Origin of the sequence: Anatilimnocola aquadivae (assembly GCF_049819085.1) — a bacterium.
Lineage (GTDB): Bacteria > Planctomycetota > Planctomycetia > Pirellulales > Pirellulaceae > Anatilimnocola.
Map to the genome: position 1 here is coordinate 1,002,601 of NZ_CP187419.1, position 20,705 is coordinate 1,023,305.

The 20,705-nt window shown below is 58.4% G+C and carries 19 protein-coding genes; 10 read left to right on the forward strand and 9 right to left on the reverse strand.

Translation table 11 applies throughout. The features are described 5' to 3' along the window. Window positions 1-696 carry an HAD-IA family hydrolase gene (locus NA78x_RS03960; RefSeq protein ID WP_425617122.1) on the forward strand — a complete coding sequence of 232 codons (696 nt, stop codon included), beginning with the start codon at window positions 1-3 and terminating at the stop codon, window positions 694-696. 17 nt (window positions 697-713) lie between these two features. Here the strand turns inward: NA78x_RS03960 and NA78x_RS03965 are convergent, their stop codons facing one another. Genes NA78x_RS03965 through NA78x_RS03980 form a run of 4 tightly spaced genes read right to left on the reverse strand, consistent with a single transcriptional unit; the run spans window position 714 to window position 4,299 of the window. Then, a complete protein-coding gene (locus tag NA78x_RS03965; protein WP_425617123.1) occupies window positions 714-1,586 on the reverse strand; it encodes a metallophosphoesterase family protein in 873 nt (290 codons plus the stop codon). Between the two features lie 36 nt (window positions 1,587-1,622). After that, window positions 1,623-1,961 carry an AtuA-related protein gene (locus NA78x_RS03970; protein ID WP_425617124.1) on the reverse strand — a complete coding sequence of 113 codons (339 nt, stop codon included), beginning with the start codon at window positions 1,959-1,961 and terminating at the stop codon, window positions 1,623-1,625. After that, window positions 1,958-3,331: an acyclic terpene utilization AtuA family protein gene (locus NA78x_RS03975; RefSeq protein ID WP_425617125.1), complete on the reverse strand. Its 1,374-nt coding sequence runs from the start codon at window positions 3,329-3,331 to the stop codon at window positions 1,958-1,960. Before NA78x_RS03975 ends, NA78x_RS03970 begins: the two co-directional genes overlap by 4 nt. An 11-nt stretch (window positions 3,332-3,342) precedes the next feature. Next, window positions 3,343-4,299 (reverse strand): alpha/beta hydrolase, encoded by a 957-nt coding sequence (locus NA78x_RS03980; protein ID WP_425617126.1) that lies wholly within the window; start codon window positions 4,297-4,299, stop codon window positions 3,343-3,345. Window positions 4,300-4,426: 127 nt separating this feature from the next. Between NA78x_RS03980 and NA78x_RS03985 the strand changes: the two genes are divergently transcribed. The 5 genes from NA78x_RS03985 to NA78x_RS04005 all read left to right on the forward strand — a co-directional run bounded on the left by NA78x_RS03985 (window position 4,427) and on the right by NA78x_RS04005 (window position 12,048). Continuing rightward, the gene (locus NA78x_RS03985) at window positions 4,427-7,552 is read left to right on the forward strand and encodes a DUF1553 domain-containing protein (protein WP_425617127.1); all 3,126 of its coding nucleotides are present in this window, start codon (window positions 4,427-4,429) and stop codon (window positions 7,550-7,552) included. Window positions 7,553-7,595: 43 nt separating this feature from the next. Then, a complete protein-coding gene (locus tag NA78x_RS03990) occupies window positions 7,596-9,056 on the forward strand; it encodes a DUF1501 domain-containing protein (RefSeq protein WP_425617128.1) in 1,461 nt (486 codons plus the stop codon). A gap of 310 nt (window positions 9,057-9,366) precedes the next feature. After that, entirely contained in the window at window positions 9,367-10,347 is a 981-nt protein-coding gene (locus NA78x_RS03995) for a DUF1559 domain-containing protein (protein WP_425617129.1), read from the forward strand. Between the two features lie 164 nt (window positions 10,348-10,511). Further along, window positions 10,512-10,976 carry a hypothetical protein gene (locus tag NA78x_RS04000; RefSeq protein ID WP_425617130.1) on the forward strand — a complete coding sequence of 155 codons (465 nt, stop codon included), beginning with the start codon at window positions 10,512-10,514 and terminating at the stop codon, window positions 10,974-10,976. Window positions 10,977-11,094: 118 nt separating this feature from the next. After that, on the forward strand, window positions 11,095-12,048 hold the full coding sequence (locus tag NA78x_RS04005) for a glycoside hydrolase family 18 protein (RefSeq protein WP_425617131.1): 954 nt from the start codon (window positions 11,095-11,097) through the stop codon (window positions 12,046-12,048). Here the strand turns inward: NA78x_RS04005 and dcd are convergent. The 4 genes from dcd to NA78x_RS04025 all read right to left on the reverse strand — a co-directional run bounded on the left by dcd (window position 12,045) and on the right by NA78x_RS04025 (window position 15,626). Further along, a complete protein-coding gene (gene dcd, locus NA78x_RS04010) occupies window positions 12,045-12,623 on the reverse strand; it encodes a dCTP deaminase (RefSeq protein ID WP_425617132.1) in 579 nt (192 codons plus the stop codon). The two genes, NA78x_RS04005 and dcd, sit on opposite strands and share 4 nt — an antisense overlap. Before the next feature lie 105 nt (window positions 12,624-12,728). Next, a complete protein-coding gene (locus NA78x_RS04015) occupies window positions 12,729-14,429 on the reverse strand; it encodes an MFS transporter (RefSeq protein ID WP_425617133.1) in 1,701 nt (566 codons plus the stop codon). A gap of 73 nt (window positions 14,430-14,502) precedes the next feature. Beyond that, window positions 14,503-15,075: an exonuclease domain-containing protein gene (locus tag NA78x_RS04020; RefSeq protein ID WP_425617134.1), complete on the reverse strand. Its 573-nt coding sequence runs from the start codon at window positions 15,073-15,075 to the stop codon at window positions 14,503-14,505. A gap of 17 nt (window positions 15,076-15,092) precedes the next feature. Further along, entirely contained in the window at window positions 15,093-15,626 is a 534-nt protein-coding gene (locus tag NA78x_RS04025) for a hypothetical protein (protein ID WP_425617135.1), read from the reverse strand. Between the two features lie 139 nt (window positions 15,627-15,765). Here NA78x_RS04025 and NA78x_RS04030 point away from each other — a divergent pair, with 139 nt between their 5' ends. The 3 genes from NA78x_RS04030 to NA78x_RS04040 all read left to right on the forward strand — a co-directional run bounded on the left by NA78x_RS04030 (window position 15,766) and on the right by NA78x_RS04040 (window position 18,400). Continuing rightward, entirely contained in the window at window positions 15,766-17,115 is a 1,350-nt protein-coding gene (locus tag NA78x_RS04030) for a dihydroorotase (protein WP_425617136.1), read from the forward strand. A 21-nt stretch (window positions 17,116-17,136) separates the two neighbouring features. Continuing rightward, window positions 17,137-17,742 (forward strand): RdgB/HAM1 family non-canonical purine NTP pyrophosphatase, encoded by a 606-nt coding sequence (gene rdgB / locus NA78x_RS04035; protein ID WP_425617137.1) that lies wholly within the window; start codon window positions 17,137-17,139, stop codon window positions 17,740-17,742. Window positions 17,743-17,821: 79 nt separating this feature from the next. Next, a complete protein-coding gene (locus tag NA78x_RS04040) occupies window positions 17,822-18,400 on the forward strand; it encodes a hypothetical protein (RefSeq protein WP_425617138.1) in 579 nt (192 codons plus the stop codon). Window positions 18,401-18,466: 66 nt separating this feature from the next. On the opposite strand, the gene NA78x_RS04045 is transcribed toward NA78x_RS04040, so the two are convergent. Beyond that, on the reverse strand, window positions 18,467-19,024 hold the full coding sequence (locus NA78x_RS04045; protein ID WP_145087788.1) for an inorganic diphosphatase: 558 nt from the start codon (window positions 19,022-19,024) through the stop codon (window positions 18,467-18,469). A 163-nt stretch (window positions 19,025-19,187) separates the two neighbouring features. Between NA78x_RS04045 and NA78x_RS04050 the strand changes: the two genes are divergently transcribed. Further along, window positions 19,188-20,516 (forward strand): nucleotide sugar dehydrogenase, encoded by a 1,329-nt coding sequence (locus NA78x_RS04050; protein WP_425617139.1) that lies wholly within the window; start codon window positions 19,188-19,190, stop codon window positions 20,514-20,516. Window positions 20,517-20,705: the final 189 nt, after the last annotated feature.

Sequence of the window (20,705 nt, forward strand, 5' to 3'; positions counted from 1 at the left end):
ATGACGTCAGCCGTGGACCTCGTGCTATTCGATGCGGTCGGCACGCTGATGTTTCCCGATCCGCCGGTAGCCATTGCCTACGAACGAGTGGGCCGGAAGTTTGGCTGCGAGACGTCTGCTGCCGAAATCAGCGGTCACTTTCGCCACGCATTTCGCACTTCCTACGATCCAAGCCATTCGGGGCAACCGCTCCGCACGAGCGAAGCCCACGAACTTTCACGCTGGCAGGCAATTGTCGGGGCGGTCTTCTGCGATGCTCCCATATCGGCGACAGAAATCATCTTCCCGGCTCTGTGGCAGCATTTTGCCGAGCCGCAGCACTGGCGATTGTTCGAAGATGTGCAACCCGTCATCGAAGGACTGCTTGCTCGCGGCTATCGCGTGGGCATCGCTTCCAATTTCGACCAGCGGCTGCTGAACATTTGCCAAGCCTTTCCAGTCTTAAGCCAATGCGAACCCATCTTCATCAGCTCGCAGGTGGGCTGGTCGAAACCCTCGCCGGAATACTATCGCCACATCGAACAGGCGACAGGGGTGTCGCCGGATCGAATTCTGATGATCGGCGACGATGAGCAGAACGACGTCCTGCAGCCGCGATCTCTTGGCTGGCAAGCTCGCTGGTTGGTGCGAGAAGAAACCGCACCCGGCTCCGATCGATTGAGGACGCTGACCGATCTGCTCACTGAGCTTGCTTAGCTTGAACCAGAAGCCACTCAGCGGGAAAACAGATCGGTCTTGAGATCGACTTCGGGCGGATCGGCAAAGTACTGCCGATTCGCACGCGGGTAGATATGCCTGCTGAAAGGTGCAAAACCGCCGGCATCGTCGAAGTACATGTAGTGCGTAATCCGGATGGAGTCCTCGGTCACGCGAATCCAGTTGAATGAGTTCTTCTCTCGTTCCCGCGCACGACCGCGGCGGGAGGTGCTGGTGCCGCTTTGCACGATCACGATGCCGTGGTTGCGATCTTTGCCGGGATACACATCAAGGGAGTTGCCTACATACGCCCGATGCAAATGGCCGCCGAGAATCATCTCGACATTGAGATCGTTGAACAAGTCGATGGCTCGCTTGGCGCCGGGCATTACGCTGCTCCGCTCATAGTCGGGCGCGGGAGCGAAGTGATGATGCGCGACAACGATGCGAATCAAGTCTTTCGGAGATTCTAGAAAGGCCTCGCGGGCAAAGTTCAGCTTCTCGTGGCTGATGCGGCCGTTGGTGATTGCCCGCAGCGGCGAAGTCGAGTCGAGTGAAACGATCGTGGCATACGGCAGTTTGAAGACTTCGTTCAGGTTTTTGGAAATATGCTCTTGGTACAAAGCGTGCGGCGTAAAGAGTCGTTCCCACACGCGATAGAGCGGCACATCGTGATTGCCTGGGCAGACAATCAGCGGGACGGGAGGCAGTTGATCGAGAAACTTGCGTGCGGCGGCGAACTCGGCCGCTGTAGCACGCTGGGAAAAATCGCCGCTGGCGACGATCAAGTCCGGCTTGAGCGCGGCAGCACTCTTCAAGACCGACTCGGCCACGGCGGGCATGAAGAACGGCCCGAAGTGGAGATCGGAGATATGCATCATATTGAACATGGAACCAACTTCTTCCTTGAACCTTGCCAGCGCAAGCTATGCGTCAGCTTCGAGTCGCAGTTGTAAATCGAGGAGGGATGTCGCCAGCAGTTTACCTTGCGTATCGATCCGCAAGCTGCGACTCGCGCCGCCCCCGAGTGCATCATAGAGCAGGAAATTCAGCGCCCCGATCAGTGGCAGTTCGAATCGTTCGACGCGCGATACGCCGAGCCCGGCAAAGTGCGATTGCACTCGGATGGCGGTCAAGCGGCTGCAGAGGATTTCGTAGCACTCCGCATCGTTCGCCACTACGCCGACGTTGGCGTGGTTGCCTTTGTCACCGCTGCGAGCTGTGGCCAGATCGCGAATCGAAATGAGTTGTTGCCCGGGGTTCATGCCAGCCACTCCTGAGCAGTACGAACAGTGACGTGGCTCTTCACGAGCGATTTCGGAACCAACGTAGGCCAGTAGGCGAACACCGGTCGCACGGCTGGCCGGCCGCTCGCGTAACCGGCAAGTCCCGCTGGGCCGCTGGTGATGAGCGGGGCAATCTCGCGGGTGAAGTATTCCACAGCAGCACGATTGGCATCATGCACGGTTACGCGCAGCATGAGTTCGCCCGGCGGTTGATACTTTCGCCAGAACCACGATCCCGGCACACCAGCGCCCTGACCGATCAGTTCGATGTTCGTTCGCGATAACGAAAAGCCGGCTGCGTTCACGCGCGACAGAATCATCTCGCCGCAGGCCTGAGCTTTCTCGCGACAATCGAGTCCATAGACAAGCAACTGGCCGCTTGCCATGAAGCCATCGCGATACGCGAGTGAGACCTTGTAGGTATCCGTCGCTACGTGACCACTCGCGCCGGTCACTCGCACGCGGTCGTTCCCCAGGTCCTGCAACTGAACCGTCGTGAAGTCGCAATCGATATCGGGCGTGAGGTAATGCTGCGGATCGCCGATTTCGTAGACGAGTTGCTCGGCGACTGTGCGGAACGTGACCTTACCCCCAGTGCCTGGCGGCTTGGTGATGATCGTCTCGCCCGCGGCATTCACTTCGGCAATCGGATAACCAACATCGGCCAAGTGATACTGCTGCCATTCGGTCGAGTAGCCACCTGTTACCTGCGCACCACATTCAATCAAGTGCCCAGCTACGGTGGCGGCGGCGATGCGCGGCAGGTCGTTCCACTGCCAGCCAAACTCGTGCACGAGCGGAGCTACCGTGAGTGAAGCATCGGCCACTCGCCCGGTGATCACAATCCGGGCACCACCAGCAAGTGCCTCGACAATCGGCTGAGCGCCCAGATAAGCATTGGCACTGACGATCCGCGAACGCGGGCCAAGTGTACCCAGCGGCTCCGCAGTTTCGAGGTTCTGCAGTTCGCAACCACTGGCCAGAATCAAGTCCAGGTGCGGCAGCAGATCATCGCCGGTGACAACAGCAATGGGCACGTCATTCAACTTCTCTGCTGCCAGTACTTTCGCCACGGCTGCAGCGCAGGCGAGTGGGTTTATGCCGCCCGAGTTGGCAATCACCTTCAATTGAGTCTGCATTCGCAGAGCGTTCGCCAAGCTGCCGACAACCTCGACGAAATCTTCAGCATAGCCGGCCCGCGGATCTTTCTCGCGCTGGCGGGCGAGGATCGACATGGTGAGTTCGGCTAGATGCTCGATGGTGAGATAATCGACGCTGGTACCTTCGACCAAGCGACGAGGCGCGGTGATGCTATCTCCCAGAAAGCCCGCGCCATTTGCAATCCGCACGACTGATTTCACTACGATGGCTCGCGCTCGTTGCTGGGGGTGCTGAGGAGAGGAAGAGACTTGATGAACTTCGCCAGCACCTTGTCGTACTCGGGCGGTTCCGCGTCGTTGTGACCGAGTCCTTTGTTCACGAAAAACTCTTTCGGACCAGGCGCTGCGGCGTGCAACTTCTGGCCGATATCAAACGGGACGAGGGTATCGCGATCACCGTGACTCTGCAGCAGCGGGCCACGATACTTCGTAATCTTCTCCAGCGAGTTGTAGCGATTCTTCATCAACAGCTGAATCGGTGCCCACGGATACATCCTCGCCGCTGCGTCAGGCATCGAGGTGAACGTGTTCTGCAAAATCAGACCGCGGCAGCCATTGCGGGCAGCCAAGTCGACCGCGACACCACCACCCAGCGATCGGCCCATCAACACAATCTGGTTGGCTGGAATTCTCGCTCGCTCGGCGAGCCATTGCTGGGCAGCCTCGCCATCGGCGAGCACGCCTGCTTCGGTCGGTTTGCCTTCACTGCGGCCGTAACCGCGATAGTCGAACATGAAAATGTTCAGCTGGTTTTGGTTGGCCACATCAGCCAGGTAGTCGCCGTTGTGGGCGATGTTCTCGCCGTTGCCGTGACAGTACAACATGACGGCTTGTGGCTCGCCCTGAGACTTGGGCAACTCGCGATACCAGCCATGCAGCTTCGTACCATCGGCCGACTTAAAATCGACTTCTTCCCAGCCGTAGGTTTGGGCCGCTTGCCAATTGCCGACCGGATATTGCGGAGCCGGATAAACGAGCGCCGTTTCCATCCACAGCAGCATGAGAATCACCGAGACATAAGCGAGGGCAGCGAAGCGCAGGACTCGCCACAGTCCGTACCGAACCTTGCGCAGCCCGGTCCGCTGTTTGGGGTCGCCTGCACTGACTGGCGTCGTGTTAAGCGTGACGTCCGAGGGTGAAGTCGTGGGACCAGCCATCGCAAGTTGCCGCTCGGTTCCAGGGAAAGGTAGACTAGAGCTCTCTGCATCGTACTTCATTTCCTGCCCCGCCGTGATTGCCGACCGCGAACTCCTGCCGCTCCACCTCCTCTCCCGAGGCTTGCTGATGATGCGTTCTTTCGATTCTGCCCTGCTAACAATCGTGGCTGTGTTGGCCGTCTGCCCTGCGCCGCTGATCGCCGCCGATAAGCCCGTGCAGCCCGAGTTTGACCCGGCGCATGTTGAGAAGATGCAAGAAGGGTTGGCCCTGTTCAAGCAGACCGTGCGGAAGGTTCTCATTTCGCAGTGCATCGATTGCCACGGCGGTGATGAGGTGCAATCGGGTTTGGATTTGGCAACTCGCAAAGGTCTGCTGCGCGGCGGTTCGAAGGGACCGGCGGTGAGCATCGGCAAAGCCATGGATAGCAACCTGTTGCGGTTCATCAGCCGGCAGGAGAAGCCGTTCATGCCCGAAGGGGCTGACAAGTTGCCCGACGATGCGATCGCGGCCATCGCCAAATGGATCGACTTGGGAGCACCCTACGATCAGCCTTTGGTCGAGAATCCGCGCGATCCCGATTCGTGGACCAAGACCGTCGTTGGCGACAAGGCTCGCGACTTTTGGTCACTCAAGCCGATTCAGCGCGTCGAGCTACCAGCGGTGAAGAACCGGGCCTGGGTTCGCACGCCCATCGACAACTTTATCTTGGCCGCGGCAGAAGCCAAGGGTGTCACGCCCAACGAGACGACGAAGAAGCAGATCCTGTTGCGACGAGCTTATTTTGATCTCATCGGCCTGCCTCCTACGCCCGAGCAAATCGCGAAGTTCCTGGCCGATGAAAGTCCGCAAGCTTTTGAGAGGGTCATCGACGAACTGCTGGAAAGCCCGCACTACGGCGAACGCTGGGGACGGCATTGGCTGGACGCGGCTCGCTTCGCCGAGAGTCATGGCTTTGAACAAGACTACGATCGTCCGCACGCTTATCACTTTCGCGATTTCGTCATTCAGGCCTTGAACAAGGATATGCCCTACAACCAGTTTGTTCGCTGGCAATTGGCCGGCGATGAACTGGCTCCGGACGAACCGCTCGCGCAAATGGCTACCGGCTTCTTGGGGGCGGGAGTATTTCCCACGCAGATCACGGCCAACGAAGTGGAGAAATCTCGTTACGACGCCCTCGACGACATGGCTGCCACGACCGGCAGCGCGCTGCTCGGCCTATCGATTGGCTGTGCCCGCTGTCACGATCACAAGTTCGATCCCATTCCCGCCGCCGACTACTACCGCTTCATCGCCACGTTTGCCACGACCGTCCGCAGCAACGTCGATATCAATCTCGAACCCGCTCAATACCGCGCTGCGAAAGAACTCTTCGACAAAGCTCATGCGCCGTTTGTGAGTGCCCGAGAGAAGTTCGAAAAAGAAGAACTGCCCGCGCGATTCGCGGCGTGGGAGCAAGCCGGTGGTGCGAAAGCCGTGCAAGAGGCTGCTTGGCAGATCTTGCCGCTGAAGTCGATGCAATCGAAGGGCAAAGCCACGCTGACGCTGCAGCCCGACGGTTCCGCGCTGGCAAGTGGCACCAATCCCGATTTCGACACATACACGCTCGTCGCTGAATTGCCGGCAGGGACCTATCAAGGACTCCGACTCGAAGCACTTGCCGACAAATCGTTTCCCAAGAGTGGTCCCGGCCTCGCCGGGAATGGAAATTTCGCCCTGACGGATTTCCGCGTCATCCTCAAGCAGATGGGAAGTGAAGACAAGAAACTTAGCTTGAAGAATCCACAGGCCACTTTTGAGCAAAAGCCGAGCCTGCTGGTTTCGTACACGATCGACGATGACAAAAAGTCCGCGTGGGCCGTCGATCCACAGTTCGGCAAAGACCACGCCGCTGTCTACGAATTAGCTGAACCGCTCACACTCGACAAGCCGGGCTCACTGTCGCTCACGCTTGAGTTCAATAACAACAAGCAGCATAGCATCGGACGACCGCGCGTCAGTGTCACTTCCAAGCCAGCACCACTCGCCGTGGAAACTGGTGGTCTAGCTGCCGGACTCGCTTCCGCCTTGGCAACTCCCGCAGAGAGCAGAACGGCCGAGCAACAGAAAACGCTGCTCAACTGGCATCGCCCCCAGGACGAAGCGTGGACCAAGTTGAATCAGGCTGAACAGGAGCACGCAAAGCAGGCTCCCCAGCCCAAACTGGTGAAGGTCATGGTCTGCAGTGAAGGCGTGACGCCGATCCGGCATCACACGCAGGGAGCCGACTTTTTCACCGAGACGTTCTTCCTGAAACGGGGCGATAACGAGCAGAAAATGGGCACCGCGGCGCCCGGCTTTTTGCAAGTACTCATCAACGCTCCGCAAGGCGAAAAGCATTGGCAAATCGAGCCTCCTGCTGGTTCGAAGTTGTCGCATCGCCGCAGTTCACTTGCGGCGTGGATCACTGACACTGAATACGGCGGTGGACAGTTGCTCGCGCGAGTCATGGCCAATCGCTTGTGGCATCATCACTTTGGCCGCGGCTTGGTCGCAACTCCCAATGACTTTGGCGTGCAAGGCGACCGGCCCACGCATCCCGAGTTGCTCGATTGGCTCGCCAGCGAACTGATGGCTCGCAGCTGGAAACTGAAGGCGATGCATAAGCTGATTATGACCAGCGCCGCCTATCAGCAGGCCAGCACGTTTGACGCTGCCGACGCCAAACTCGACCCCGAAAACAAACTCCTCTGGCGTTTCTCACCTCGCCGACTCGAAGCGGAGATTGTTCGTGACAACCTGCTCACCGTCAGCGGGGCCCTCGATCGCACGCAGTTCGGCCCCGGCTCGCTCGACGAAACACATCGCCGCCGCAGCATCTACTTCACCATCAAGCGCAGCAAGCTGGTGCCGATGATGCAACTTTTCGATCAGCCCGAACCGCTCGTCAGCGTTGGTGGTCGCCCCAGCACCACCATCGCACCGCAGGCCCTCATGCTGCTCAACAATCCACAAGTTCGTTCCTACGCACACTCCTTCGCCAAGCAATTGCTGCCTATCGCGGCGAAGAATCAGGCCGCTGCCATCACGCAGGCCTATCAACAGGCCATCTGCCGTGCGCCCGATGCCGACGAACAGTCCACAGCGGTTGCCTTTCTCGCCGAACAAGAAAGGCTTTATCAAGCCGACAACAAGCCCAACGCTCGAGAACTTGCCCTCGCCGACTTCTGCCAGGTGCTGTTTGGGCTGAATGAGTTTGTGTACATCGAATAATTCCTTCCTTTGAGAAACGTACAGTTCCGTCAAGGATCAACCTATGTTCGATAGACCGACTTACTCCCGCCGTCACCTTCTCGCTCAAGCCGGCGGTGGCGCTGGGCTGCTCGCGCTGGCTGCGCTGCTCGCCGATGAAGGACTGCTCAACAAGTCGGCTGCGGCCGAATCGACGGGAAAGAACGCGCCGCTGAATCCACTCGCGCCGCACGCGGGTCACTTCGGAGCCAAGGCGAAGAACGTCATTTGGCTCTTTATGAATGGCGGTCCGAGCCAGGTCGATACTTGGGACTATAAACCTGAACTGGAAAAGCGTGACGGTCAGGAACTAAAGGGCTTCGATAAGAACACGGGCTTCTTCACTGGGCAGGTGGGCCCGGTGATGAAGTCGCCGTTTAAGTTCGCCCAGTACGGCAAGAGCGGCGCGTGGGTCAGCGATATCTTTCCGGGCATGGCTCAGCATGTCGACGACATGGCCTTCGTTCACTCGTGTTACACGGGCTCGAACAATCACAGCCCCGCGTTGTTCATGATCAACACGGGCATGGCCAAAATGGGCTTCCCCTGCGTCGGTTCGTGGGTGACGTACGGGCTGGGAAGTGAAAGCCAAAGCTTGCCGGCGTTTGTCGCCATGACCGATCCACTGGGGCGAGGACTGCCCAAAGGTTATTCACAAAATTGGGGCGCAGGCTTTTTGCCGAGCGTGTATCAAGGGACCTGGCTCAAGCCCAGTGGCGATGCCATCGACAACCTCTATCGCCCGGCCGATCAAGGGGACAAGCAACAGCGGGCCGCGCTCGACCTGCTCGCCAAGCTGAACCGCAAGCAGCTCGAATCGCGACCGCACGAAGCCGAACTGGCCGCGCGAATCGAAAGCTTCGAATTGGCCTACCGCATGCAACTCGCGGCACCAGAAGCCATCGACATCAACCAAGAGCCCGAGCACATCCACAAGCTTTACGGCGTTGGTGATAAACGGTGTGATCATTTCGCCAAGCAGTGCCTGATGGCTCGCCGGCTCGTCGAGCGCGGCGTGCGCTTCGTGCAGATCTACAGCGGCGGCATGGAAAACGAACGCAGCTGGGACGGTCATCAAAACATCAAGGCCAACCACGAGCAGTTCGCGGGCGAAACGGATACGCCCATTGCCGCGCTGCTAGCCGATCTCAAGCAGCGAGGTTTACTGGAGAGTACGCTCGTCGTCTGGGGTGGCGAATTTGGTCGCTTACCGATCGTGCAGACCGGCGGCACGGGCCGCGATCACAATCCGCACGCCTTCACCTATTGGCTGGCCGGCGGTGGCGTGAAGGGTGGCGTCAAGCACGGCGCGACGGACGAGCTCGGTCACAAGGCGGTTGAAGATCGCGTGCACGTCAACGACTTGCATGCCACGATCCTGCACTTGCTCGGTCTCGATCACCAGCGGCTGACCTTCCGCATGAGCGGCCGCGACTTCCGCCTGACCGACGTCGCGGGGCATGTGGTGAAAGAGATCTTAGCTTAGACGTAGGAATTTCTTGCCGCATCAATAAACAAGCACTTATTTTAAGAAGCGGCTTGCGCCATTTCTGCGGACAAGGCACGTCCAATCGAGAAATCACCCAGACAGAGGGTTTTTCTTGCTGTTTCCCCGAAGATCTAGCGTCGCTGAAAATTTTCTCCAAAAAAAACTTTCCCTAAATTGCGACTCTGAGGTTTGAAAAGGCGAAAATTTTGTTACGTTTTGCTATTCTAGTCAGTGTCTAGCATTGCACCCAAAACAGATTCGCAAGGTTGGACATTTTTGCCTTATCCTCTTCCTAAGGTTCGATGACATGCTTCTTCCTATGCGCGCGCGGCGTGGTTTCACGCTCGTGGAATTGTTGGTGGTGATCGCGATCATCGGTGTTCTTGTGGCGTTGCTTTTGCCGGCTGTGCAGGCCGCCCGCGAAGCAGCCCGCCGGACCAGTTGTGCGAACAAGATTCGGCAGTTGGCAATCGCGGTGCATAACTTCCACGACACCAACAATCGCCTTCCCCGTGGTGCGGAGGAGAACGTCCTGCCGACACCAAACCCCACCAACAGCACGACGAACATTGCGGGTACGAGTTGGATTGTGCATTCGTTGCCATTTTTTGAGCAGAACGCTTTGTACGCCAAGTACCGATTCGACCTGGCCTACAATGACCCGATCAACGCACTCGTTGGCGAAGTGGTCGTTCCCACCCTGTTTTGCCCCTCGGGCCCAGATCCACAAAAGCACAAGGATCCGAATACCAACCTGACGAGAAATGTCAGCACGCACTACTACGGGGTAATGGGCCCAGCCGGTGCCACGAACCCCACGACGATCACGATCAGTAGCGTGACCTACAGCTACACGGTTGGTAATCCCGTTACGAATGGCGCTTGGGCGGCGGATGGGATGATGAGTCAGTATCGAACGGCCTCGGGTAGCGTGAGCAGCCTGCGCAATATTCGCCTAGCAGATGTCACCGACGGTACTTCGAACACGTTGATGTTGGCCGAACGATCGCGACACCTGCCGTCTGGCCAAACGAACGATTATCGTTCGTGGATCCGCGGCAATTCGGGCGGCTCCGGGGCGACCAAAAACGTCACCAATCCCATTAACGGCGTGTTCTACAACGGTAGCAATAACTTCAACGACATCAGCTTTGGTAGTGCCCACCCGGGCGGTTGCCACTTCGCCCTCGGCGATGCTTCGCTCCGCTTTATCTCGGCGAACATCGACATGAACATTTACATGGCATCGGCCAGTATGGGTGGCGGCGAAGTCGTTCAGCTACCTTAATGGCTGGTAAATTGCGAATCGTTAGGGCCCGTCTCATTTCAGACGGGCTCTTGTTTTCTATCTCGAGATCGTTCGCATCAAGGTCGTCAGCCGAGCGAATCGAGCCCTGTTGCCCTCTCTTAGATCTGCATCTTGCCCTGAGGGCAACTGCACGGAGTTTTGAAATGATTCGTCAATCGGCTGTGGCCGCGCAGCTTGCGAGTTTCGCCTTCGCCATTGTTGCTACCAGCTTCATCGTCGGTTGCGGTGGTGACAAAGTTGCCCATGTCTCGGGCAAAGTTACGTTTAACGGGAAGCCCGTTCCCGCGGGCAAGGTCATCATTAAGCCCGACTCTGCCAAAGGTAACTCAGGTGCTACCGGTTTTGCCGACATCAAGGACGGTGCCTACGACACCAAGGTAGCTGGCGGCAAGGGTGCACCGCCGGGACCAGTAGTCTTTACCGTTGAAGGAATCGATCCCGTTCCGCCACCGAATGCCAGCCCCGATGTCACGACCACAGTCCTGTTTCCCTACTACGAAATGACTGCTGAAGTTGCTGCCGCAGGTGGTGTTCACGACATCGACGTGCCGGCAGAAGCTGCCAAAGGCCCCCCTCCCCCGAAAGTTAAGCCTGGCGTTCAGCCTTAGAAGGCTTGGCGACAAGCGCCTGCTTGCACAATTTGTGGCTCACATGAACTACACTCGGGCGGTGCCGCTCGCGCCGGGCGAGCGAGCCTGATTGGTTCTCCTGTGCAGGCAGGCCGTTATGCAGCGTCGACAGGTTCTTGCTTTGAGCGTCGCGGCCGTTGGTTTCGCGACTCAGTGGCGATTGCTGGCAGCTGCTGAGATTCCGGCTGCGGCGGGCACGTTTCGCGTTGCGGGCTACTGGCCCGACTATCGCGCGGCGGAGTTCGAGCCGCGGACGGCGAGCCTGCTCACTGACCTGATGATCTTCTCGGCCGAGCCTACAGAAACCGGCGGCATCAATCGCGCGAGACTGGCGAAGTTTCCTTGGCAGGAACTGCGCACCTGGAAAACTGCGGCGCGTGTGCGGCTCATTCTGTGCATTGGCGGCTGGGAGCGGTCGAAGCACTTCGCCACGGTCGCCACGTCGCCCGAGAAGCGGCAAGCGTTCGTCCAAGCAGCGGTGAAGCTGTGCCTCGACGAGCGACTGGATGGCATCGATCTCGACTGGGAACATCCCCGCGACGAGGCCGAGCAGCAAGGTTACGGCGATCTGCTAACCGAACTGCGCACGGCGTTTGAACCGCACGGGCTGATGCTCTCGGTCACGATCGCTGCCTGGCAAAAGATGCCCCCGGCAGCTTTCGCCGCCGCTCACTACGTGCAGGTGATGGCCTACGATCACGACGGGCGGCACTCGACTTTCGATAACGCCGTTGCCGATGTGAAAACGCTGAAAGCGGCCGGCGTACCCACGGAAAAGATTGTGCTGGGAATGCCGTTCTACGGCCGCGATGTTGTGCGGCGAAATCGCTCGCTCACGTATCGCGAGATCGTCGCCAAACACGAACCCAAGCCGGAAGTCGATGAGATCGACGGTGTCTACTTCAACGGCCCAGCCACCATTCGTCGCAAGACCGAGTATGCAATCGAAGCGGGACTGGGCGGCGTGATGGTCTGGGAACTCGGCCAGGATGTTCCCACCGAACGATCGCTGCTGCGGACCATTGATGCGGCCGTGCAAGCAGGTCGCTAGTTCGCGCCGTCGTTGCCAAAGCTGAGGGTGAGTTGAGGATCGCGACGGTCGCTTTGCGGGTTCAGCTCTTTATAGAGCAAGCTCGGTTGAATATCGCGGTTGTGCTGATACTTGTCGCTGCAGTACTCGGTGATGCTGCCCGTGATCTGGTGATAAAAGATCTGGCAGATCGGCACGCCCGGATAGATGCGAATAGGCTGAACCGCGAACATCTCGAGCGTCCAATACCCCGCGAAACCCACGTCGCCGAAGCCCGCGGTGACATGTACAAACAGGCCCAGGCGGCCAATCGAAGAACGGCCTTCGATCATCGGTACAAAGTTGTGCGTTTCGGTCCGCTCGACCGTGCGACCCAGATATAGCTTCTGCGGCGCGAGGACGATGCCATCGGGTGGAATGCGCAGCCGCCGCGTGCGATTGGGCTGAGCCATATCGAGCACGACTTCTTCGTAGGTGATCAGCTCGTCGTGCAGCGTGAGATTGTAGCTGTTCGGATTGAGCCGCTGCGGTTCGAAGGGCTCGATGCAGATGTCTTTGCCGAGGCGTCTGCGGATCTCGTCACCCGAAAGGATCATGATTCACCCATGGCGGCAGCGGTGGTTGCGGGCCGCTCATTGTACCGTGCGAACACCACCGCGAAGAGACGACGTCCGATTTTTCACGACCCTCGAACCGCTAAGTTAGTCTGGCAGCGGCTGACCCTTGGTCTCGGGAGCGAACCAAATGATCACCATGCCCACGACATAAACCAGGCTGATAGTCGAGCAAGCCAGCGCATGACCGTGGGGGATCACAAAGCCGCCGAGCATCACATCGGTATCGAACAGCTTGAGCAAGTTGCCGACTTGCAGCACGCCAATGGCCGCCAGAATGCGACCAAAGTTAAAGCTGAAGCCCTGACCTGTCGCCCGCACATTCGTGCTGAACAGTTCCGGCAGATACAGCGGCAGCCAGCCATAAAACGAAGCCGTACACGTGCCCGCGATAAACGCCCAGACAAGCAGCGGCGTGCCGTAGGTGGTGTTGAGCAAGAACAGGCCCCACACCGAGAGGAGCGAAAGCAGGCAGAGTAAGAAGAACGCCAGCCGGCGGCCCAGCCAGTCGCCCATAAAGGCTGCCGCGAGCGTGCCGACGATGGCTCCGACCGAGAGCCAAATCAGGGTGTATTCGCGAGCCCGCAACTTCGGCCTTTGCAGGGCAGCCGCTTCATCGGCCTTGCCTTCGGCAATCAATGCTTGCTTGGTTCGGTTGAAGTCGGCTTCGGTCAATTTGTCGGCCCAGCTAGGCGATTGTTGCGTCGAGCCCCAAGTTCCGAGCAAGGCCACGCCGCTGAGCGTTGCTCCCAGCAACATCCGCTGCATCGTTCCTGCCCACGGAGCAGAAGTTCCCGCCGAGTGAATCGCATGTCGCTGAAAGTACCGAACGACGGGATAGGTGTAACCGACCAGCGCGATCGCTAGCCCCAGCACCGTGCCGACAACTCGCAGTACCGTTCCATGCTCGAACAATACAGTCTCGGTGCCGGGTTGCAGCGTACGATCGAAGGCCCACAAGTACACGATGAGAAACGGACCAATCAACCCAATCAACACGCCGAACAGATCCTGCGACGCCCAATGTGAGGTCGTTCCCTTTTGCTGCTCGTGTTCCCACTTTTCGGATTCAGGCACGAAGATGCGAATCAAAAAGGTCAGGAGTGCGGGCAAGGTGCCGGCGATCATCATTAGCCGCCAGGCATCGTTTCGAATCAGCATGGCGACGGTCGCTTCTGGCAACCCAACGGCGAGCATCGCCGCTTCCATATTGGTCAGGAATCCCAACAATCCCAGGCCGAGAAAGCCGACTAGCAAATAGCCAACATTCGCGGCAGCACCGATCAGGCCCGCCATGAACGCGCGGGACTTATTCGGCCAAACTTCCATCACGAGGGCGACACCTAGCGACCATTCACCACCCATGCCCAGGGCCGCGATAAATCGCAGCAAACCGACTTGCCACGCTTCGCCAGCAAAGCCACACAGGCCGGTAAACAATGCATAGGTGAGCACGCTCAGGGTCATAGCCCGCACGCGGCCGATGCGATCGCCGAGCCAGCCGAATACTACGCCGCCCGTGGCAGCGCCGACGAGGAACGACGCGATGATGACATTGAACCAGAGACCCACGGTTTGCTCGGTGGCTCCGGGCATCAAGTCCATCACTGCTTTCCGGCCGACGAGACTAAAGATGCCCATCTCGGCGCCATCGAACATCCAGCCCAGCAATGCCGCAGTGAGTGCCATCCAGCGACCTTTGCCGCTCGATTCAAACGCCTCGGAAACGGGCAGCTTGGCCGGCGCTGAATGAGCGTCGCGGGCGGGGCGGGTAGTCGCATTGGCCATGATGGGCCGGTCCTCTACGAAATCTAGGCGGGAAAGACGGAAGCCGAGATTGTAGTCGGCTGGTTATGGTACGTCACGCGTTCAAACTGCTTCCTAGGCGAAACTTCTGCAGCAAGTGGCAGAAAATCCCCGCAATGTTCCACGCATCGTCGTGGCCCCGATGATGCGTCCCTTCGAGCTTCATACCGATTCGCTCGCACGCTTCGTCGAGCCCCAGTTCGCCGCTATCTCCATAGGCCACGGCAAACAGCGTCTTGATGTTCAGATGCCCCACGCCAAACGGATAAGGGACCGTCAACTCTTTGCAGACTCGCTCGAACTGCCGCCGATCATAGTCGCCCCAACTGGCCCACAGTCGATCGGGCGAGCGATACTCCTTCTTCAAAATGCCCACCGCATCGGCCAATGTCCCCGCGGTGCGAAAGTGCTCGTCGGTGAGCGTGGTTAACTTCGTACAGAACTCGCTGATCTTGCTCCGAATGGGCTTAATGAGCAGGCTACGCTTCTCCAGACGTTCTAGTTTTTTTACATCGACGGGGCATAACCCCACTTCAATGATTTCGCTGATCTGCCCCGCCGGCGGATAACCTTGCCAGCAAGTGGATTCGATATCGACAATCAGCACCTGATCGAAAAGTTTGGCCATGGGGCGATTTTAGCAGGTCAGTTCTGCGACGGGCTTGTTCTGTGTACGCTCTCGGCGAGGAAAACCTCGTCGATTTGTTGCTTCAACTCTTCGAAACTCTCCGTGTACAAACCCATGCGGGCAATATTCTCACCAAGTTTTACTTCCGCCGGGTCATTCGAGCGAAGCAAAGGAAAGACCGTCGACCAGAGCAAGCGAGCACGTTCGGGATCTTCTTTGCACCAGGCGATGGTGCGGTCCTGCCTCCACGAAAAGACATAGACCAGCGGCCCCTGACCATCCCGCCACGCCGGGCTATAGCGCGCGATCAATCGCCACCTCGGTGAGTTCGTCTCCATTCGCTCGACATGGCGCTCAGCGACCAGGAATGTGATCACCTTCGAATCATATTCCGTCGCGGGCCAAGGAATGAGGGAATCAGCCTGCCAACAAAACCGAAGCGTATCTGGCGAAAAATAGTGGGAAGTTGACTCGACCTTGAACACGTCGTAAGCAACAAACAGCCCGATGAGAACCAGGGCGGCAATGGTCGCTCGCTCCAGCAGTTTCATCTTCGTACCTGTTACCAAAGGAACCCGCTGCTCCACCAACCATCTCAGTGTCGAAGGTCACTGATTCTTTGGCAAGCGCTTCTTGGCTCATTTGCTAGGCGTCTCGGAATTCGTTCCATTTCCGCTACATTTGAGCCTTATGAAAACGCTCATTCGTCATGCTCAGGTGGTGCTGCCAACGGAAACCATCGCCACATCGGTACTCGTGGAAAATGGCCAGATCGCGGCCATTGATGCAGCCATTCATACGACCGCCGATGTAACGGTCGATGCCCGCGGCCTGCATCTCATTCCCGGCGTGATCGACGACCAGGTCCATTTCCGCGAGCCTGGCCTCACCCACAAAGAAGATCTCGCCACGGCGACTCGCGCCTGTGCCAAAGGTGGCGTGACGACCTTCCTCGAGATGCCAAATACAAACCCCACGACGACGTCGGTCGCAGCGCTGCATGACAAGTTGGCGCTCGCCGCCAGCAAGTGCCTGGTGAACTACGGCTTCTATATCGGTGCCACAACGACGAACGTCGCGGAACTCAGCCAGGCGAAGCGAACTCCGGGCATCAAGATTTTCATCGGCTCCAGCACCGGCAACATGCTGGTCGATGAGCAAGCAGCGCTCGAAAGTATCTTTGCCGAAACGTCCCTTCCCATCTGTGCCCACTGCGAAGACGAAACGACCGTTCGCGAAAACAGTGCCCGCTTCGCCGGCACGCACGATGTGGCCGATCACAGCAAAATCCGCGATCACCGGGCCGCCGTGATTGCCACGAAGCGAGCCATCGAACTGGCTCATCGGCACAACCATCGGTTTCATGTGCTGCACGTCTCTACCGCCGACGAAGTGCCGCTGCTCGTCGATCATCGCGGCCTGATCACTGCCGAAGTCTGCCCGCACCATCTGTTTTTCAACATCGACGACTACGCTCGCCTCGGCACGCTCGTGCAGATGAATCCCTCGCTGAAGACGGCCGCCGACAATCGCGGGCTGTGGCAAGCACTCCAAGATGGCCTGATTCAGGTCATCGCCACCGATCATGCCCCGCACACGCTCGAAGAAAAGAAGCTCCCCTACTCGCCCGGCCACGGCGGCAGTCCCTCCGGTTTGCCCGCCGTTGAGAACAGCTTGGCACTGCTGCTGAATCAAGTTCATCAAGGCCGCTGCACGCTCCAGCAAGTGGTGCATTGGATGTGCGACGCTCCTGCTCGCGTCTGGGACATTGTCAATAAAGGTCGCATCGAAGTGGGCTACGATGCCGACCTGGTTCTCGTCGATTTGAATAAGACCGCCACCATTCGCAACGAAGAGCAAGAGACCAAGAATCGCTGGAGTCCCTGGCACGGCGACTCGCTCACAGGCTGGCCCGTCCGAACCTGGGTGATGGGGCAGGAAGTCTTTCGGGCCGATACTAGCGGCAACCAGATCAACGCCAACATTCGCGGCCAGGAAGCCACCTACGACCACGCCCGCGGCGGCTATTGGAAAACGTAATTCCGCTTACAAGGATCAGGCATGTCTCGCAAAGTCCTCGTCATGGGCACCCGGAATCGCAAAAAGCTGGGGGAGCTCATCGACCTGCTCGAACCTCACGGCTTTGAACTCCGCTCGCTGGCCGACTTTCCGAACTCGATCGAGATCGACGAAACGGGTACTACCTTCGGCGAGAACGCGGCCCTCAAAGCAACCTTGCAGGCCAAGCATCTGGGCCACTGGGTACTCGGCGAAGATAGCGGGCTCGCCGTCGACCACTTGAAGGGCGCGCCCGGTGTTTACTCGGCTCGCTTCTCGGGCGAAGGTGCCACCGACGAATCGAACAATCGGCTGCTGCTGGAAAAACTCGCTGGCGTGCCGCTCGATCGCCGCGGCGCGCACTATGTATGTCACGCGACGCTGTCGGATCCCAATGGCAATATTGTCGCCGAGGCCGAAGACTATTGCCGGGGCCGCATCCTGGAAACTGCTTCCGGTAGCGGAGGCTTTGGCTACGATCCACTTTTCGAAGTGATCGAGTGCCATCGCACCTTTGGCGAACTCTCTCCCGCGGTGAAAAGCGTCCTCTCGCACCGCAGCCGTGCCATCCGCGCCATCGTCTCGAAGATTATCGCGCTGGTTAACTAACACCGTTTTTCCTGAGCCGGAAGCGTCAGCGCCCGGAGAGTATTTGCTCCCTCCTCACCACCACCTTGAGACACTTGCCATGACTCGTTGGTTGCTTACCACAACCTACTACGGCACATGGCTCCCCGGTGACAAACGTGGGTCGGTAACCAGTGTTCGCGACCAGCGCCGCTCCGATTCCCCATCTCTTACTCGGCGAGAGCACTCCAAACCCGGTGAAAGCTATGAGCAACATCTCCCGCTATTGGAGCGAGCGGCCAGCGAGCAATTGCGTGGGCCGCCCATCTACTTTGACCGCGAGATGGCCACAATCGTTTTCGAGCAGTTCCAAGAGACTGTCGCATTTCGACGTTGGCTCAATCACGCCGTTGCGATCATGCGAAATCACTTGCACATCGTGCTCGAAGCTGGCGACGACGTCTTGGGGCAAAAGATTCTCGCAGACCTTAAGGCCTACGCGAGTCGTCGGCTCAACACTCACATTGGTAAGCCCCTGTCAGGAACGTGGTGGACCTCCAACGGGTCGCACCGAAAGCTACGAGATGAGTTGGCTTTCGAAAGTGCCCACAACTACGTCGTCAATCGACAAGAATTCCCACTGCTGATTTGGGATGGCAGGAAGCTTGAATATGGAAGAGTGTCGCAAGGCAGCGAATAGCATTTGCAGGCAAAATGCCGGAGAGGGATACTCTCCGGGCGCTTACGCTTCCGGCTCATTGGGGAACTAGTTTCTTCGATAGACCGGAAAGCCTTTGCGGCGTTGATCGCTGTAGCGTTCGAGCGCTTCGAGGATGATCGGCTTGGCAGCTTCGGCCGGTTGCAGTTCGTCGACTTCGACCGTTTTGCCTTCCAACAGCTTGTAATCCTGGAAGAAGCGGCGAATCAGATTCAGCCGATGAATGGGCAACTCGGCCGCTTCTTGAAAGGCGTTGTACTCGGGATCGTCGAGAGCGACGGCCAGCAGTTTGTGATCCTTCTTGCCGCTATCGATCATCGTCATCAGGCCGATCGCGCGGGCATAGACGATGGTCAGCGGGCTCACAGGTTCCTGACACAGCACCAGCACGTCGAGCGGATCGTCATCTTCGGCCAAAGTTTGCGGAATGAAGCCGTAGTTAGCCGGGTAGTGAACCGACGAATACAAAATGCGATCGAGCTTGAGCAGGCCGGTTGTTTTTTCCAGCTCGTACTTCACATTGCTCCCCCGTGGGATTTCGATCACCGTGGTAAACTCCATCGGCAATCGTGAACCGGGGGTGATATCGTGCCAGGCGTGGGTCATGGTCATCTCGTGTCGAGAGGCGGGCTTAAAGAGGGAGGCGGGTGGAAACAACGCAAACTAGGTTTTCGCCGGTTGGCTTATCATACTGACCGCTACAGGTTCACCGTAGGAGGCATCCTAAAATGCTGTCTCACAGCACCCAAAAGGCAAACGAAATCCGCACATGACAGGCACATTTTCGCAGTTGCAAACGGCCCTGAAAGGTCACACCGCCACGGTGGGGGTGATTGGGCTGGGTTATGTCGGCTTGCCGCTGGTTCGCACCTTTGTGCAGGCAGGCTTTCGTACCATTGGCTTCGATCTGGACGAGCGTAAGGTTCGCAAGCTGCAAGCCGGCGAGAGCTATATCGGCCATTTGCCCAGCGAGTGGATTGCCGAGACCATTGCCACCGGAAAGTTTGCCGCGACCGCCGACATGGACCTATTGGCCATCGCCGATGCGATCCTCATCTGCGTTCCCACCCCCTTAAACGACAGCCGCGACCCCGATCTGACCTACGTCGAAAACACCACCCGCGAAATTGCCCAGCGCTTGCGACCGGGGCAGCTGATCGTCCTGGAGAGCACTACCTACCCCGGCACGACGCGCGATATCGTTCTTCCGATTCTCGCCGAGCGCGGCCTGCAACTTGGCAGCGATTTCTTTCTCGCCTACAGTCCCGAGCGGGAAGATCCCGGCAACCCCAATTTCTCCACGCAGCGAATTCCCAAGGTCGTCGGCGGTGCCGATGCCGCCAGTGGCGAACTGGCGGACTTGCTCTATTCGCAGGCCGTGATCGAAACGGTGCCGGTCGCCAATTGCGAGATTGCCGAAGCGTGCAAGATTCTGGAGAACGTCTATCGCGCGGTGAACATCGCGATGGTCAACGAATTGAAAGTCCTCTTCGATCGCCTCGACATCGATATCTGGGCGGTGATCGCCGCCGCCAAGACCAAACCGTTTGGCTTTCAGGCCTTCTATCCTGGCCCGGGTCTCGGCGGGCATTGCATTCCCATCGATCCCTTCTACCTCAGTTGGCTCGCCCGCAAGCATGAGAGCCCCGCGCGGTTTATTGAACTAGCGGGCGAGATCAACTGGGAAATGCCCCGCTATGTCGTGCAAAAAGTAAGCGACGCGCTCAACGACGTTCCCAAGCCGATGCGTGGCAGCAAAATCGGCATCCTGGGCGTCGCCTATAAAAAAGATGTCGACGACCCGCGCGAGAGCCCCGCCTTCCGCCTCATCGAGATGCTTGAAGACCGTGGTGCGATCATCTCGTATCACGATCCCCACATTCCGCAGTTGCCCAAGATGCGGCACTACCGCGTACCGGAACTTTCCAGCGAAGCGCTCACGCCCGCCTGGCTCGCCGCGCAAGATGCCGTGGTGATCGTCACCGACCACACCGCCGTTGATTACGCGCTCGTCGCCGCGCACGCTCCGCTGATCATCGACACCCGCAATGCCATGGCCCGCGTGGGCGCGAATCTCGGCAATGTCCGCCGCGCGTGAATCGCCATCTATCTGATGAATCGCCGGAACTCGCTCCTCGTCGCGGCTATGTGATTGGCATAAATTCGCCTTGAAATTGCTTCGGTGGCGAGTTAATTTCCCCCTAAGCGATTCGGCCAGCGACTCTCCTCTTCTCTGCTTCGAGGGCACGATGTGGCTTTTTCGGTACTGCCCGAGGTTCTCGTTACG